Genomic DNA, 15,794 nt, shown 5'->3' on the forward strand with positions numbered 1-15,794 from the left:
CGTCGTTCTTGTCTTACAATGTCTTCTTGATTTCGATCTCGTCGAATGCTTCGATTATATCGCCTTCTTGAATGTCATTGGAGTGAGCCAGATTAAGACCACACTCAAGTCCGGCAACCACTTCTTTGGCATCGTCTTTGAAGCGCTTGAGCGAACCCAACTCTCCCGTATGCACAACGATACCATCGCGGATGAGACGCACTTTGCTTGTTCTGCGTACCTTACCTTCTTTGACCATGCAGCCAGCGATGGTGCCGACTTTGGTGATCTTGAATGCCTGCAGAACTTCCAGCGTACCGGTCACCTCTTCGCGAATCTCGGGCGAGAGCATACCTTCCATTGCCGACTTGATGTCTTCTATCGTGTCGTAGATGATAGAGTAGGTACGTATCTCTACACCGTCAGCCTCAGCCTGCTTGCGGGCGGCAGTGCTGGGACGCACTTGGAAGCCGATAATGATGGCCGATGAAGCTGCTGCCAGTACTACGTCCGATTCGGAAATTTGACCTACTGCCTTGTGGATCACGTTCACTTGGATCTCTTCCGTAGAGAGGCGGATGAGTGAGTCGGATAGAGCTTCTACCGATCCGTCCACGTCGCCCTTGATGATCAAGTTCAGCTCTTGGAAGTTGCCGATGGCACGACGACGGCTGATGTCTTCCAGCGTGAGTATCTTGTGCATACGCAAGCCCTGTTCGCGCTGTAGCTGTTCTCTGCGCGTTGCTATTTCGCGAGCTTCCTGTTCTGTTTCCAGTACATTGAAGGTGTCACCGGCTGCTGGTGCTCCATTCAGACCGAGGATCAGCACCGGTTCAGAGGGACCGGCCTTGGTCACGCGCTGGTTGCGCTCGTTGAACATTGCTTTGATACGACCGTGGCAGGTTCCTGCCAGTACGATGTCTCCCATATTGAGCGTGCCGTTTTGTACCATGACAGTAGAGACGTAGCCTCTTCCCTTATCAAGGGAGGATTCCACGATCGATCCGATGGCACGGCGGTTGGGGTTAGCCTTCAATTCCAATAAATCGGCTTCGAGGAGTACCTTTTCCAGAAGTTCGGTAATGTTCATACCCTTCTTGGCCGAGATTTCTTGGCTTTGGTATTTACCACCCCAGTCTTCCACCAGATAGTTCATATTGGCCAGCTGCTCCTTGATCTTTTCCGGATTAGCTGCCGGCTTGTCGATTTTGTTGATAGCGAAGACCATGGGTACACCGGCTGCAGAGGCGTGGTTGATGGCCTCAACTGTCTGGGGCATGACGTCGTCGTCAGCGGCAACGATGATGATAGCGATGTCCGTCATCTTCGCACCACGAGCACGCATAGCCGTGAAGGCTTCGTGACCCGGTGTGTCCAAAAAAGTGATGCGGCGACCGCTTGGGAGTTTCAGCCCGTATGCGCCAATGTGCTGTGTAATACCTCCGGCTTCTCCTTCGATGACATTGGTATTGCGGATGCGGTCCAAGAGCGAAGTCTTACCATGGTCAACGTGTCCCATCACCGTTACGATGGGAGGACGGGATACTAGATCTTCTTCGTTGTCCTCTTCAGGTGCGATTGCTTCTACCAGATCCGCACTCACAAACTCTGTCTGGAAACCAAACTCCTCTGCTACGATATTGATCGTCTCGGCATCGAGTCGTTGGTTGATACCCACCATCATACCGATGCTCATACAAGTAGCGATTACCTCGTTTACAGGTACGTCCATCATGTTGGAGAGGTCGCTCACCGTTACAAATTCGGTCAGCTTCAGTGTGCGTTGCTCTTCGCGGTTCTGCTCCATGGCATCCTGAGCAGCACGGGAAGCTGCGTCGCGCTTGTCCTTTCTGTACTTGGCACCACGTCCGAGCGACGTGTTGGCTTTTTTCGATGTCAGACGGGCCAGTGTTTCCTTTACCTGCTTTTGTACATCCTCGTCGGATATTTCTGCCTTGGGAGCAAGGGCTTGTCGCTTATTGTTCTTGCGTCCACCGGCAGCGTGGTTTTGCTGCTGGGCAGGACGATTGTTATTCTTGTTACCGCTATGCCCCGATTGACCTGCACCACCGGCATTATGTTTGTTAGGATCACTACCCACCTTGGCAGCTTCCTTCTTGACGTCCACCTTGGCTGCATTTATGCGTTTACGCTTCTTCTTGTCAGCTTCGGCGTGTTCGCGTTGGCGGTCTTCCTTTGTTTTCTTTTTGGGACGGGTCGATGCATTGATCGAGTCGAGGTCGATCTTGCCTACCACCTTCACCTGAGGCTCTTGTGGTGTTGCATTCAGACGGAATAACTCTTCAGTTTCCGGCTTCTCTGTCTCCTCTGCGGGACGTGCTACCGGTTCTTGCGGCTTTTGTTTAGTCTCGACCACTTGGGGTTGTTCCTCCTTGGGGGTCGGTTTTTCTTCCTTCACTGGAGCCGGTGCAGGAGTCGGAGCGGGAGCAGCCTTAGCCGGCTTTTCTTGTTTGGGAGGAGTAGCAGGTTGCGGTTGCTCTTGCTTGGGTTTCTCTGTTGCAGCAGGAGCTTTCCGCGGAGCAGCTTCCTTCTCTTCTTTCTTTTGAGGAGCGGCAGGAGGAGTCTTTTCCTTATGCGGTGCAGCGGTCGGTTGTTGCTCAGTCTCTACCTTTCCTTTTATGGTCAAGTGCGGACGCATCTCTTCGGGCACCTTCGTTGTGATCTCTTGGGTGTCCTTGGGCGTCTCTTTCTCTTCTGCCTTGGATGCGGTGGCTGCAGGAGCTGTCGGCTTCTGTTTGATGAATTTCTTGCGTATGCGTTCTGTCTCGTCTTTGGTTTTGCCAAATTCGGTCAGAAGCAATTCGAACTCTTCATTCTCAATACGCACGTTGGGGTTGTTTTCCTCCACGTTGAAGCCTTTTTTCCGAAGAAAGCTGGCGAGGGAGCCTACTCCTACATTAAACTCTTTAGCTAAGCTGAATAATTTTATTGACATACTACTTTCTTCTTCTGTTTTTTGCTGCACCTGTGGGGATTACGTTGTGGATTGTGTCGTGTGAATTGAGAGGGTTATTCGCGCAAGCATTACTCTTGCTCGGGCTCCGCGTCTGTCGGTACAAAGTCGTTATCTATATCGTCCATGTCGGGTGCTTCTTGCTCTTCCTCGATGGCTTCTGGTCCTTCTTCGGAGAATTCGGCTCTGAGGACACCCAGTACATAGTCGATCGTGGCGTCTTCCAAGTCAGTCTCCTTGATCAGCTCTTCACGATTCTTGTTGAGTACGCTCTTGGCTGTGTTGCAACCGATGTTCTTGAGCAGGTCAATGATCCACTGGTCGATTTCGTCGTTGAACTCGTCCAGATAGATATCTTCTTCATCCATATCATCAATGTCGCGGAATACTTCGATCTGATAGCCTGTCAAACCAGAAGCCAATTTGATGTTAGAGGCATTCTTGCCGATAGCCAGAGGTACCTCTTCGGGGCGCAGGAATACTTCTGCCTTCCGTTCGGCTTCGAGCAGGCGGATGGAGGAGACGCGTGCGGGACTCAATGCTCGTTGTACAAAGAGTGCTGCATTGGCCGTGTACTGAGTCACGTCGATATTCTCTCCTCTGAGTTCACGTACAATACCGCGGATGCGCGATCCGTTCATACCCACGCAGGCACCTACAGGGTCAATGCGGTCGTCATAAGACTCCACTGCCATCTTGGCTCTCTCGCCCGGGATGCGGGCTACGCAGCGGATCGTGATCAGACCATCGGCAATTTCGGGAACGTTCAGCTCAAAGAGTCTTTTGAGAAACTCCCCGCTTGTACGCGATACGATGATCTTGGGGTTGTTATTGGCATTCTCTACGCGTTCGATGACGGCGTGTACGGTCTCTCCTTTGCGGAAGAAGTCGCTCGGTATCTGCTCGCTCTTTGGCATCAGAAGCTCGTTGCCGTCGTCGTCGATGAGTAGCGCTTCGCGCTTCCACACTTGGTACACTTCCGCGGAAATCAATTGGCCGATGCGATCGGTAAAGGTGTTGAAGAGATTCTCCTTCTGCAGCTCCATGATCTTGCTGGACAGGGCTTGTCGCAGATTGAGGATGGCGCGGCGGCCAAAAGATGCGAAGTTTACAGAGTCGGTCACATCTTCACCCACCTCCGTTTCGGGGTCGATGGTATGCGCTTCGGACAGGGATACTTGGCGGCTGTCGTCTTCTACGGCACCATCTTCCACTACTTGGCGGGTGCGCCAGATCTCGAAGTCTCCTTTCTCGGGATTGATAATAACGTCGAAGTTGTCATCCGATCCGAAGATCTTTGCCAGTACATTCCGGAAGGAATCCTCCAGCACGTTGATCATCGTTTCCTTGTCGATATTCTTCAGATCTTTGAATTCTGCCAGCGATTCTATCATGCTGATCGTTTCTTGCTTCTTGGCCATATTATGACTCTGTATTATGGTATGTGCTCTTGTATTCTTTTTCTATTCCTATGTTTCCTCTTCTCAAATCACGCGCACGGCTTGTTTGATGTCGGCCATGGCTATCGTCAGCTCTTGCGCTTCCGGTTTTTTGCGTTTCGCTCCTTCGGGTTTTACCATGCGAATTACTTCCAGACGGATGGCTTCGGGGCTCACCGCTCTGAGGTGCCCCGTCTCTTTGATGCCGTTGGTTTGTAGTACGGATAGCTCACAGTCGATGCAGTTCTCCCATTGGCGCATGACTCTGAGCGGCGAAGTCAAACCGGCTGATCCTACCTCCAACTCGAAGTCCTCGACATCTCTGTCCAATTTGGATTCGATATGCTTGCTTAGCGCCACACAGTCGTCTATGCACACACCTTCTGCGCTGTCCACTTCTACAACGATCCTATTGCCCGGGTGTATGGCTACGTCCACAAGGAAGATAGCACCTGTTCCCAGATAGTCTGTGACGATCTCAGCTACTTGTTCTTTGGCTGTCATTTGTCTTGTTTGAATTTGACTTCGGGATAAACAAAAAGGAGGAACCTTTAATAGGGTCGCCTCCTCCATCCATCCATATCAGCTGCAAAGATAATCTTTTTTCGCTTCTGTACAAATTAGATGCGCCAAAAGAGTTTTGTATATGATTGGTGATAACGGGAGTAGGATGTGAGCAATGTCTCACTCACATCCTACTCTTGTGACTCGTTATTTGATCCAAGTATTAACTATTTCGCCGATGTACATGGTGTGGATGCCTAATCCCCTTCTCGTATATCTGCTTGACCTCCGGTGTGAGGAGGGTAGCGTCGAACGGCGATTTATAGATGATGCGACATTCGATGGCGAGAGATTGGCTTCCTCGAATATCGGGTTGCCCAGCTCTGTGAATGAGGGTGTAAGCCCCGCCTTACTTATCTTGTCTTTGTCGTCTCGTCCCGAATGTGATCCGATATATTGCAAGGCTGAGCATTTCTCCTCGGGAAAGCCGGTTACGGTGAAATACTCGTTGCGCTCCATGAAGCTGTGGGTGTAGCGACTAGAGGATACATAGACGGTGACCACGGGGTGTCCCCAGAGTTCTCCGAGGCTAATTCTGCTCTTGTTGAGTTGCTTTGCGGGCTGTACCCAGAGAAACAAGGTTTCCTCCCCGGTACACGACCAATATCAAGGCAATACCGTAAAAGATTTGTCGCATATTGGCTGCAATGGCGGAGGGCATGCCCACGAAACGGAGTGCTTCGGGGAGTAACACCAAGAATGCTGCGGCATAGAAAATCCCTTTCAGGTGCCGCATGCCGCCGATAATGACGATACTCATGATAAAAATGGATTCATCGACAGTGAAGCTTGTGGGGTCGATGTAGCTGATGTAGTGGGCATAAAGCACGCCCGCAATGGAGGCAAGCATACCACTAATGACGAAGGAGACGACTTTGGCTTCTGCCACATTCTTGCCCAAACTCTGGGTGTATATTTCGTCCTCGCTTAATGCTCGTAGTACTCTGCCAAAAGGAGAGCGGGTGATATTGGATAGCAACCACCATACTGCCCCTGCAAAAAAAGCAGATAGCAATAAGAACGAGAGTTTGCTTTCGATCGGCAAACCGAAGATTGAAAAGGCGGGAATCCCGGGAATGCCTAATGGGCCATTCGTTACACTCTGCCAATTGTTCATAATGGAGAACATCACCACCTGTATGCCGAGGGTGATGATAATATAGTAGTCGTCAACCGTTTTGACAGCTACCTTCGAGACGATATAGGCGATTATGCCCGATAGCAACAGGGCGGCGAGCATATTGAGCAACGGAGGAGTGCCGAAGTGTACCGACAGCAACGCCGTTGTGTAAGCACCTATGCCATAAAAGCCGGCATGTGCCAACGAAACCTGTCCGCTATACCCTGCTACCAAGCTGAGCGACTGAGCGAGGATGGTATAAATGCAGATGAGGATGAGGAGGTGAAGGATATATTCCATAAGGGACGAATTTTGCTAATTAGGAGAGTGGGAGCAAGAGGACACGAATTACACGAATTAGCACTAAGGTGAGACAGAGAGCGGACACGAATTGCACGAATTAACACGAAAGAGAGGGTAGCACATAGATGCATTTAAGGACGAATATATGGATTTTGAGGATAAGTCATAGGACTATTCTTTGGGATTTGAGGGAGTCCTCTCCGAAATTGACCAATAGGCCTAAGTGTAGGCCGCTTGCTGCGAGGTAGTTGAACGTTTGCTTGACGTGGCTTTGTGTCAGGCACTCCACGGCCTTAGCTTCCAAAATGATCGTGTCGAACAATACAAAGTCAGCCACATAGAAATGCGGTAGCTTAACACCTTTATAGAGCACATCATATCTTCTTTCGCGTTCAAAAGGAATCTTGAGTCCATTGAATTCTATCTCCAATGCATCCTTATAGACCACCTCATTAAAGCCACGTCCCAAATTCCTGTGCACCTCCATACAAGCCCCCACTATCTTGTAAGCCTCTTTCTCATACCACAATCCCATCTCTCTAATCCCCCTCCTTCGTGCTAATTCGTGCAATTCGTGTCCGCTCTCTGCCTCACCTTTGTGCTAATTCGTGTCTGTTATCTGTCTCACCTTAGTGTTAATTTGTGAAATTAGTGTCTGGCTTTAGATGTCAGCCTTCTTCACACCCTGCCCACTAAATCCATACGGCCTAAAATACAGGAATGCGATCAGAATAATGTATGCAGTGGCATTCATCCACTTACTATCCAAATAGTACGCCGCGAGGTGCTGAGCCGTAGCCAGTAGCAGGCAGCCGAGCAGCAGGTATCGCATCTTGCCCATCCCCCCGATAATCATCGCCACCACTGCATATAGCAGCCAGTTAAAACCCATCGTCGGCGTCATATCCGTATCGGCAGCTATAAGAATCCCTGCACATGCCGCCAGCCCCGACCCGATGGCGAAGCTCCATGCCACGGCTTTGTTCTTGGAGATGCCAAAGATTGTACTTAGCTCCGGATTGGACGACACTGCCTTTATCTGCTGACCAATATTCGTTTTCTCCATGAAAAGCCAACTCCCCAATAATAATACGGCACTCGCCACAATGGTAATAATCTGTACATCGGTGATATATGCTCCTAAGAACTCATGCCCTTGTTTTACTTCCCACGTGCGAAAACTGAGCGTGCTATCACCCCATACGATAGAGACGATATTCTGCAATACCACATACAGCCCCAGTGAGGCTATCATCATTTGCCAACTTTCTATCTTACGTTTTTGTAAGGGCTTGTACACAAACTGATTGACTGCAAGCATTAGTAATACCCCCACCACTACTGACAACGGCACTGCTCCCCATAGCGGAACCCCCATTCCAATCCCCAACCAGTAGGCTATATAAGCTCCTAAGGCAATTGTGATGGCATGTGTAAGGTGGAAAAAATAAATAGGTCTATACACCAAGATAAAAGATTCAGCAACTGCAAAATTGAGGATTGTTGAAAAAGATATATTGAGGAGGAATTGAGGTGTCATTGTTGTGTTATATTTTTATAAAATGTCCATTATTTATAGTGTATAAATCAACTTTTTTATTTTGTATAATCCCATTAGAATCAAAAGAAACAGTGCCTGAAAGTGTTTCGAATTTCTCTGAATATAATGCTTGCTTGACAGCATTTACATCATTGCCGAATTTTTGAATTAGACTATGGAGAATAATAGTTGCTTCAAAGCCATTTATGGCGTAAATTGTGGGGCGTTCATGATATTTTTTTTTGTACCTGTTCTCGAAATCAATATACTGTTGATTGGTTTCGTCTGTACTTTCACTTGCTATTATCATATTGTTGACCAGTTCTCCTCCATTCTTTATAAAATCATCTGTTTTTAATGAAGATATTCCAATCCATATGGGTGTGAAGTTGAGAGACTCAGATTGCTTAATAAAATTGATCGATTGTTCTGTTGGGGTTATTAACAATACGGCTTTAGGGTTTAACTTTTTTAGTTTGATAAGCTCCGTTCGGAAGTCTTTGCTATTTGGATCAATCAAAGTTTTTGATAAAATTTGTGCGTGATTGTTCTTGTTGGCACTCGAAAAAGCTTCGATATATGGCATTCCTGCTTCGTTGTTATGTGCAACGATAGCAATTGATGTTATCCCGAGTTTTTCCAAATTGTTGGAAATGGCTTCAACTTCTTTTATGCCTAATACTCGATTGCTGAATACAAATTCACTAGTTTCTTTCATGTTCGGTGAAGAGGCTATTGTTGAAAATAGCAGTGTTTTTGTTGAATTAGCTTTGGGAGATAAAGACATTACACTAGAACTATTGCAGCCACATATCACCATTTTTGTTTTGCTAGTAGAGGTGATTCTTTCGAAGGCATTAATCGCTTTATTGACATTGCTTTGTCCATCTTCAAAATGGATTTCAAAATTAGGATCTTTTTCTTTTATCTTCTCAGAGGCAATTGCCACCCCCTTTTGAACCCATTGGCCATATTCTGCAATGGCTCCAGTTTGATCGCAAATAACATCAATCGTTACTTTTTCTATCTTGTTTGCTTTTGGATAGAAAATCACCATTATTGCAATGAGTAAGATAAAAGCAGATAGAGCGAGCGATATAAAATTGTTTTTTTTCATTTGATTTCTACTTTTATAGGCATTCGGTTCTGGCTATTTTCTTGTTGAATATTGTATATTCATCTTTTCTGTCAATTCCAATGCAGTCAAAGATGTCAAAGACGCCATTTTTTTGATTTATCATGATTTTCTTGTTTTTTATTATTGGAGAATGTTCTTCAAGGGGGAGGGAGGGGGTTCGTGCAAGAAAGTCTTCAAAGATGAAACGACCTAATATCACAGGGATTGTGCCCTTTGATAGATTATTCCATATGCGAGCTGTTGCATCTTTAAGTAGAAGGTGCTTCATTTTGCAGAGCCAATTATCTGCAGTATTTAAAGACCCTGTTTGTGTGAGATTTCTCATTAAACATCCTCCAGAACATAAATATTTGTTTTTACATCCATGGCATGGGCTCATTTGGATAATGGAGTGTTGATTTAATTTGGTTTTATTAGTTGTCCAAATAGATGTTGTATTGTTCGTTTTCCAATTTCCAATGATGAATTCTTTGTAAGGGCTGTCAAAGCTTTGTACGCGGTAGCATGTGGTTATTGATCCATCTGGGTTATATACGCAGAATTGGCCACTTGCTCCTGTGCAGAAATATGAAGAAGGGGTTAATAAATTCATATAAGCACCTGTGGTAATCAACAGGTTTGATGTCTCGGCTTCGTTAACTGCCTCAAGAAAAGAACTTACATAGTCATTGACATCAGGTAATAAACTCTTTTCCTCTTTGCTATTGCCTGTTGGGTGATAAGGTTCGATATGGGCAAGAGGAACGCCAATTGATCGCCAATATTTTATCGCTTCAGACATGTTTTTATAGTTGGAGCTTGTTGCAGTGTAGCGCACCGTGAAAATTGCATTGCGTTTTGCAAGATAGAGTAGAGCTTTTTCGACAATATCTGCTTTTCTTATTTTATCCAATGTGCTATTCTTATCTGCTATACCATCACTAGAAATGGTGATATGAAATCTATTTTCAATTAAATAGTCCAATGTTTCTTCGGATGTGCATCCATTTGTCGATATTCGAAGATAAATTTTTTTGTCTTGGATTGTTTTTAAATATTCAACAGTGTTTCGGATAGTATCTATTTCCAATGTAGGCTCACCACCAAAAAAATTGATCAAGATGTATTTTGCATCTTTTTTGATGTGCTTCTTGATGATCTTGATGGGGTCTTCTTTCTCCATAGATAATGGCTTGTTTTGACTGATTGAATAGCAGTATTGACAATTCAGATTGCATTTTGTAGTTAGCACAAAAAAGAAGCCTTGTATTTTTTCTAAAGCTGCAGGTAGAGTGTCAATCTTGCTGCTCAAAGAATTTGTCTTGACAAATTCTTTGAGGGAAGACAGATCGTCAGCAATGCAGCCGTTTAAAATATCATGAAAAATTTGGGTGTCATTGACGGTTGTTTGGATTATTCTGCCCGTGTTTTCGTTCGCTGATAGTTCTTTTGATATCATCTGATAATTTTTCAAAACATTTTTTTGATATTTCTGTTAGACAATCGTACGCAAATAGTGTCCGAATGTCGTTGTCATTTTTGACTCTATTATAGTAGGATTTTGACAAGTCAATATATAGGTCTGCTTTATCTATGTTGTTTTCTCCTTCCATCTCGCATAAAATGCGAGCCATCGAAAGATACCATGAAGCTAAAATATTATATCCTGTTTGTCCCTGTAATCGGGATTCCATATAGAAAATAAAATGATTCCTGAGATTATTGGCATCTACTTTATTACTGCTATTTTCATAAATCTTAATTTGGACTGGGGCAGCTGTCATTTTGTTGAATGAAAACGGTTCGTTTTCATCTCCTGAGAATATTCTATTTGTGATTCCTAAAATATTATCATCAATCTTAGCTGATTCATTCTTTTGTGTTGATAGTCTTGCCTTGATTAAAGCTATAGATAGTATTAGGCTTGTTTCTAGCCATGAAGGAGCTTTCGTTGCATAGTAGCCCGCTTCGTTCAGTAGACATAGAATTTTTTTCCTTTCTTTTTCATCTAATTTCTCCCATCCTTTTTCTTCGCCTATTGAGAATGCAAATTGTTTATATGTGCGGGACAAATGAAAAGATATCGTTTCCTTTACAGGTTCGTAATCTTTCTTGTAGCGGACTATTTTTTCTGCATCGAGCATTGCCTTTATTGCATTTTTATATTCGCCATTAAAATATGAGTAAAGCCCTTTGCATAATAAAAGAGAGGTGTATTTGGGATTTTCTTTTATTGTGTTTTCTTCATCGCTTGCAAGTTCGGCAATATGTCTAATTGCCTTCAAATGCTTGCTTGATGTAATTTGTGTCGCTTCGGTAAATGGCACCGCATAAAGGGTGATAAGGGCATTGTCCAATGTGCTATTTTTTAGCTTATTAATGCGTTCTTCTGTAGTTAAAAATTTTTGATAGTACTTCCACATTGCTATCCCAGCGACGATTGACAATGCTGCGATAATTGCGGAAAAATATGAAATGGTATTTCCTGTAGTTGTTATGATTTCTTCTAAAATGGAAATAATTCCAATATCACTCTCGCTCTCTTGAATTCTTGCCAATTCTTTGTCTCCGCTAAAATCGTTATCAACAGAGCCCTTATATATATTTCTATTGATGTGTGGACGACGAGATCTTGACTGGTGGATATTTTCGCATTGCCTCTCCCTAAAGATTACGGATGCTGTGTCAGTAATAACTGGGTGGTATATGAGTTGCCCGTCGCTATTTTGTTTAAAGTAGCTGTGCTTAATGAGATCTCGATTGCTCCAAATTACTATCCCAATAACTGCGAATATAATGATTTTGATAGCACCTTTGATGAGCCGATTAAAAGCAATTTCACTCATTGGAAAAAATCTTTTGATCTTTTTTAATTGTCTGAAAAACATTTTATCTCTCGTCTATGACTTTTGTTTTGTCTTTTATATTTAAGCTGTCTATCTCTATAGTCCTGAACCTCATACTTGTTATTTTGTCAGTGGAGTTCTTGAGATATTTCGTGCGATGTTCTACAATAACCATTGCTGTACCATAGCCGTAGAGCTTTTCTATCCATTGCAACGTGTTGGGAATGTTCTGTGGACTTAATCCCGCCAGTGGTTCGTCGTATAGTAACACTTTTGGGCGATTTACCAATGCCATCCCGAGGGTGAGTAGCTTGGCTTCGCCGCCACTCAGTTTGCCTGTTGTTTGGCGATAACGTTCTTTGAGGAGTGGAATATCGGTCATCAGTTGCTCAATGCGGCTTTGCATCTCGTGTCGGTCGTTCAGATGGAGGAGACTCATCGTGAGATTTTCTGCTACCGTCATATCGGAAAATAGTTCGTTCTTCTGCGGAATATACACCAAGCCTCGCGAGATCAAGGGGTGGCGGTTTGCTATCTTGCGATCAGTGTCGGCTGTTTGGATTAGTTCTCCTTCGTAGTAGATATTGCCTGCCCATAGGGGAAGTAGTCCGTATATAGCCTTCAGCAGCGTGCTTTTGCCGGAGCCGTTACTCCCTGCCAATAGTACTGTTTCGCCCCGTTCGACCGTGAGCGAGAGGTCGAATAGTACTTGCTTGTTGCCGTACCCGGTCTGTATATTGTCGATCTGCAATAGACTCATATATAGGCTTCTTTTACTTCTTCATTATTCTTGAAAGAAGTATAGTCGTCAAAGGCAGTGACCCTCCCGCGATTCAGAAAGAGTATTCTGTCGGCTATGGATTCGATGAAGTCAGTATTATGCTCAATGATGAGCAGGGCTTTACCCTCGGTCTTTAGCTTTCGGATAACTTCGGCGAGTTTGTCGCGGTAGGCGATATTGACTCCTGCCACAGGTTCGTCAAGGAGTAGGACCTGTGGATCGTTTGCCATGGAGCAAGCCAGATTGAGGAGTTTCTGCTGTCCGTAGGATATTTCGGCGGCTTTGCTACCCGCGATGTCGTCGATAAAGCAGGTTTTCAGTATGCCCATGGCTTGGTCGAGGTTCTTCTGTTGCTCCTGCGTTATTTTTCGATTAGGCAGCAACGTTTTCCACCATCGTTCGCCCTGCTGAGCGGGGAAGGAGAGGAGTACATTCTCAAGTACGGATAGCTTGCCTATCAGTCGCATGTCTTGGAAGGTGCGGGTGATGCCCATTCGGCTGATGCGGTAAGCGGGGAGATGGTTGGTTCGCGTGCCGTCAAAGCTCACATCGCCTTTGTCCTGTGGAAGGAATCCTGATACGATGTTGAGCAGGGTGGTCTTGCCGCTCCCATTCGTCCCCATCAGCACATCAATCTTGCCTCCCGACAACTCGAATGAGACATCGGTAAGGACTTGGTGTTGGCCAAATGATTTGGCGATATGGCTGACTGACAACTGCATTGCTTAGCCGGCTATGTGGATTATTATGCGAAAATAAGCAATTTCATGTTTGTATAGGCTTGTCATTGCGGAACTAGACACGAATTTCACGAATTAACACGAAATAATTCTGTTTTGCTCGTTTATTTAGACTCGGATTTCACGAATGGGCACGAATGAAGAGGGTAATGGATTGGTTTCTGATCTGATGGGTGCTGACACGAATTCCACGAATGGATATGAGATAATTCGCGTTTCACATGTGGTAATAGTTTCATTTTTGATCAAGCCGGCTTTTCAGGGAGAGGTGTTGAACAGACGATTGGTTTGTTAAATATTTTGTTTGGGTGGTAGGAAATGTGTTTTTCTGTTGATTGTCGATTGATGAAGGGATCGAAAACGCTTGGAAACAGCGTCGCTTATGAGCGAAGAGTAGAAAAAGACTTTTCTTATAGAGAAATTATAAGCGAAACGTGAAACTGTCATTATGCGACAAAAAAACAACAGGCGAAACCTTGAAAAACGATTTTTTGACTCTTCGTCGTTGAGCGAAGAGCTGCCAAACCATTTTTGAGCTCTTTGTTGATGAACGAAGACTTGAAAAAATCAAATTAGGCTCTTCGTACATGTGCGTCCGCTTGAAAACTCTGTTTTTTACCTCTGCGTAGGTGTACGTAAACATGAAAACACCATTTTTTGCCTTTGCGTAGGTGTACGCGAATATGAAAACTGCGTTTTTTGTCTCTGCGTACATGTACGTGAACAAGAAAACTCCGTATAGGGCTTGTCGTACACCTTGTTGAGAGTGAAGCGAACGTATTTTGGTTGGGAGTAGGGGCGAACCTATGAGTTCGCCCTCAATCTATAGCCCCGGCACCCGCATTTGGACGAACACATAGGTTCGTCCCTATATGTCTCTCCGTGTTTTGGGAAAATATACTCGGAGCCATTCTTATGGCCTGAATCTTCGGGCTATAGATTGGCGTTTTGGGGTAGACTGGAAAGGTGGAGTCCGCAGCGGAAGGGGTGGATTTCAGCGGAAGAAGGTGAAGTTTACCGAGCCGTAGGCGCGGTGATCGTCGAAACGGGGATGGGCGGAGAAGTCAAGGTCTTTGGGGTGTTCGAGGATGAAGAGGCCGTCTTCGGTGAGGATGTTGCTCTCTAAGATGGTATCCGGCAGGGTGTCGAGACGATCCAACATATAGGGAGGATCGGCAAAGACGAAATCGAAGCGACGTGAGTCTTTATTCCGTTGGAGGAAGAGGAAGACATCGGTCTCCATGATGCGCCAAGTGTTCTCTTCGTTCAGGCGACGGCTGAGGTCGCGGATAAAGGCGGCATGCTCGCGACGCTTCTCCACGGATATGACCGATGCGCAACCGCGTGACACCAATTCCAAGGCGATGCTTCCCGTGCCGGAGAAGAGGTCAGCGGCTGTGAGTCCTTCGAAGTCAAGACGATTGGAGAGGATGTTGAAGAGGTTCTCCTTGGCAAAGTCCGTCGTGGGACGAGCGTTGAAACTCTTGGGGACGTCGAATCGTCTGTGTCCGTATTTGCCTCTGATGACGCGCATGGGATGGGGAGTAGGTGAGGATTTTTACTGGTAGTCCTCCGACAACTCCAGATGTCGGAAGAAGGGTGCTATCGTCTGTTGCAGATCGTCACGGTCGGGCGAGCTACCATCGGCAGAGCGACGGATGCAGATGGCTACGTGGTCGTTCTCGGGATCGAGGTGGAGACTCTTCCATACAGTGACGAGATAGAAGAGGGTCTCTTCCGCAAGGGTGCGTGCGTTGCTGTCGTGGGTGATGACATAAGCATTGGCAAAGAGGAGACTCCCCCCTTCGAATACGAAGAGATCCAGCTTGTCTTGTCGGATGCTGAGGGCAATTCTCTTGCCCGCATGCTGGCGGCTGCGGCGCTCGGTGTCTTGGAGGAAGAGGGCAAAGTCGGGGACGAACTCCGTGCCTACCTGCGTACGCCGTAGGAATTCGTACAACGGTTTGTCCCAAGCCGAGATAAGCATTTTGTCCTGATGCGGGAGGAGGTACTCCATCACGGCTGCGCCTTTGCCTTCGTCGGGCAGATCAACGGCGCTTCGGAGCCAATAGTCGCCGCGCCCCTCCTCGTACAGGGCACTGGGGATGAGCACGTAGGACTGAGGTTGGTAGCTGATGTGCACCCTGCGATAGGGGAAGGTGAGATGCTGATGGCGGAAGAACAGCTCCTTGACCGCGGCACAATAGTCCTCGGCTCCCGATTCGAACGGATAGGTGCAGGAGGCGCAGGGTTTGCCGTCTGTGTCGGACAGGGCAAAAAGAAGTCCATCCGACAGTAGTCGGATGGACATATCATAGCTTTCTGCCGTATGGGCAGAGAGATTGGCAGGAATAGTGGAAGCGGGAAGATCCACGTCGCAGTATAGGCTCT

14 protein-coding genes are annotated in these 15,794 nt (G+C 46.1%); all 14 read right to left on the bottom strand.

The genetic code is table 11. The features are described from left to right. Positions 1 to 13: 13 nt before the first annotated feature. On the bottom strand, positions 14 to 2,935 hold the full coding sequence (gene infB, locus C7382_RS03240; protein ID WP_116678881.1) for a translation initiation factor IF-2: 2,922 nt from the start codon (positions 2,933 to 2,935) through the stop codon (positions 14 to 16). Positions 2,936 to 3,024: 89 nt separating this feature from the next. Next, positions 3,025 to 4,374, bottom strand: a complete 1,350-nt coding sequence (nusA, locus tag C7382_RS03245; protein WP_116678882.1) for a transcription termination factor NusA — start codon at positions 4,372 to 4,374, stop codon at positions 3,025 to 3,027. Between the two features lie 63 nt (positions 4,375 to 4,437). Beyond that, positions 4,438 to 4,896 carry a ribosome assembly cofactor RimP gene (rimP, locus tag C7382_RS03250; RefSeq protein WP_116678883.1) on the bottom strand — a complete coding sequence of 153 codons (459 nt, stop codon included), beginning with the start codon at positions 4,894 to 4,896 and terminating at the stop codon, positions 4,438 to 4,440. Between the two features lie 207 nt (positions 4,897 to 5,103). Beyond that, the gene (locus tag C7382_RS03255) at positions 5,104 to 5,535 is read right to left on the bottom strand and encodes a flavin reductase (protein ID WP_116678884.1); all 432 of its coding nucleotides are present in this window, start codon (positions 5,533 to 5,535) and stop codon (positions 5,104 to 5,106) included. Next, a complete protein-coding gene (locus C7382_RS03260; protein ID WP_116678885.1) occupies positions 5,486 to 6,376 on the bottom strand; it encodes a branched-chain amino acid ABC transporter permease in 891 nt (296 codons plus the stop codon). Before C7382_RS03260 ends, C7382_RS03255 begins: the two co-directional genes overlap by 50 nt. Positions 6,377 to 6,542: 166 nt before the next feature. Further along, complete coding sequence (locus tag C7382_RS03265; RefSeq protein ID WP_116678886.1) at positions 6,543 to 6,914, bottom strand: GxxExxY protein; 372 nt, start codon at positions 6,912 to 6,914, stop codon at positions 6,543 to 6,545. A 126-nt stretch (positions 6,915 to 7,040) separates the two neighbouring features. Further along, entirely contained in the window at positions 7,041 to 7,919 is an 879-nt protein-coding gene (locus tag C7382_RS03270) for a branched-chain amino acid ABC transporter permease (protein ID WP_116678887.1), read from the bottom strand. A 7-nt stretch (positions 7,920 to 7,926) separates the two neighbouring features. After that, complete coding sequence (locus C7382_RS03275) at positions 7,927 to 9,036, bottom strand: ABC transporter substrate-binding protein (RefSeq protein WP_116678888.1); 1,110 nt, start codon at positions 9,034 to 9,036, stop codon at positions 7,927 to 7,929. Positions 9,037 to 9,049: 13 nt separating this feature from the next. Next, positions 9,050 to 10,495, bottom strand: coding sequence for a radical SAM/SPASM domain-containing protein (locus C7382_RS03280; RefSeq protein WP_116678889.1), 1,446 nt, complete (start codon positions 10,493 to 10,495; stop codon positions 9,050 to 9,052). Next, positions 10,431 to 11,882 (bottom strand): hypothetical protein, encoded by a 1,452-nt coding sequence (locus C7382_RS03285; RefSeq protein WP_133241529.1) that lies wholly within the window; start codon positions 11,880 to 11,882, stop codon positions 10,431 to 10,433. Before C7382_RS03285 ends, C7382_RS03280 begins: the two co-directional genes overlap by 65 nt. A 43-nt stretch (positions 11,883 to 11,925) precedes the next feature. After that, on the bottom strand, positions 11,926 to 12,642 hold the full coding sequence (locus C7382_RS03290) for an ABC transporter ATP-binding protein (protein WP_116678891.1): 717 nt from the start codon (positions 12,640 to 12,642) through the stop codon (positions 11,926 to 11,928). Then, on the bottom strand, positions 12,639 to 13,385 hold the full coding sequence (locus C7382_RS03295; protein WP_116678892.1) for an ABC transporter ATP-binding protein: 747 nt from the start codon (positions 13,383 to 13,385) through the stop codon (positions 12,639 to 12,641). Before C7382_RS03295 ends, C7382_RS03290 begins: the two co-directional genes overlap by 4 nt. Positions 13,386 to 14,397: 1,012 nt before the next feature. Continuing rightward, positions 14,398 to 14,937, bottom strand: a complete 540-nt coding sequence (locus C7382_RS03305) for an RsmD family RNA methyltransferase (protein WP_116678894.1) — start codon at positions 14,935 to 14,937, stop codon at positions 14,398 to 14,400. Positions 14,938 to 14,961: 24 nt separating this feature from the next. After that, positions 14,962 to 15,777 carry a DUF3822 family protein gene (locus C7382_RS03310; RefSeq protein WP_116678895.1) on the bottom strand — a complete coding sequence of 272 codons (816 nt, stop codon included), beginning with the start codon at positions 15,775 to 15,777 and terminating at the stop codon, positions 14,962 to 14,964. Positions 15,778 to 15,794 lie beyond the last annotated feature (17 nt).

The organism is Porphyromonas loveana, from assembly GCF_003096695.1.
Lineage (GTDB): Bacteria > Bacteroidota > Bacteroidia > Bacteroidales > Porphyromonadaceae > Porphyromonas > Porphyromonas loveana.

What these genes read in the sequence shown, in the direction of transcription:
- infB (WP_116678881.1), bottom strand. Translation starts at nt 2,935, where the DNA reads ATGTCAATAAAATTATTCAGCTTAGCTAAAGAGTTTAATGTAGGAGTA.
- nusA (WP_116678882.1), bottom strand. Translation starts at nt 4,374, where the DNA reads ATGGCCAAGAAGCAAGAAACGATCAGCATGATAGAATCGCTGGCAGAA.
- rimP (WP_116678883.1), bottom strand. Translation starts at nt 4,896, where the DNA reads ATGACAGCCAAAGAACAAGTAGCTGAGATCGTCACAGACTATCTGGGA.
- C7382_RS03260 (WP_116678885.1), bottom strand. Translation starts at nt 6,376, where the DNA reads ATGGAATATATCCTTCACCTCCTCATCCTCATCTGCATTTATACCATC.
- C7382_RS03265 (WP_116678886.1), bottom strand. Translation starts at nt 6,914, where the DNA reads ATGGGATTGTGGTATGAGAAAGAGGCTTACAAGATAGTGGGGGCTTGT.
- C7382_RS03270 (WP_116678887.1), bottom strand. Translation starts at nt 7,919, where the DNA reads ATGACACCTCAATTCCTCCTCAATATATCTTTTTCAACAATCCTCAAT.
- C7382_RS03275 (WP_116678888.1), bottom strand. Translation starts at nt 9,036, where the DNA reads ATGAAAAAAAACAATTTTATATCGCTCGCTCTATCTGCTTTTATCTTA.
- C7382_RS03280 (WP_116678889.1), bottom strand. Translation starts at nt 10,495, where the DNA reads ATGATATCAAAAGAACTATCAGCGAACGAAAACACGGGCAGAATAATC.
- C7382_RS03285 (WP_133241529.1), bottom strand. Translation starts at nt 11,882, where the DNA reads ATGAGTGAAATTGCTTTTAATCGGCTCATCAAAGGTGCTATCAAAATC.
- C7382_RS03290 (WP_116678891.1), bottom strand. Translation starts at nt 12,642, where the DNA reads ATGAGTCTATTGCAGATCGACAATATACAGACCGGGTACGGCAACAAG.
- C7382_RS03295 (WP_116678892.1), bottom strand. Translation starts at nt 13,385, where the DNA reads ATGCAGTTGTCAGTCAGCCATATCGCCAAATCATTTGGCCAACACCAA.
- C7382_RS03305 (WP_116678894.1), bottom strand. Translation starts at nt 14,937, where the DNA reads ATGCGCGTCATCAGAGGCAAATACGGACACAGACGATTCGACGTCCCC.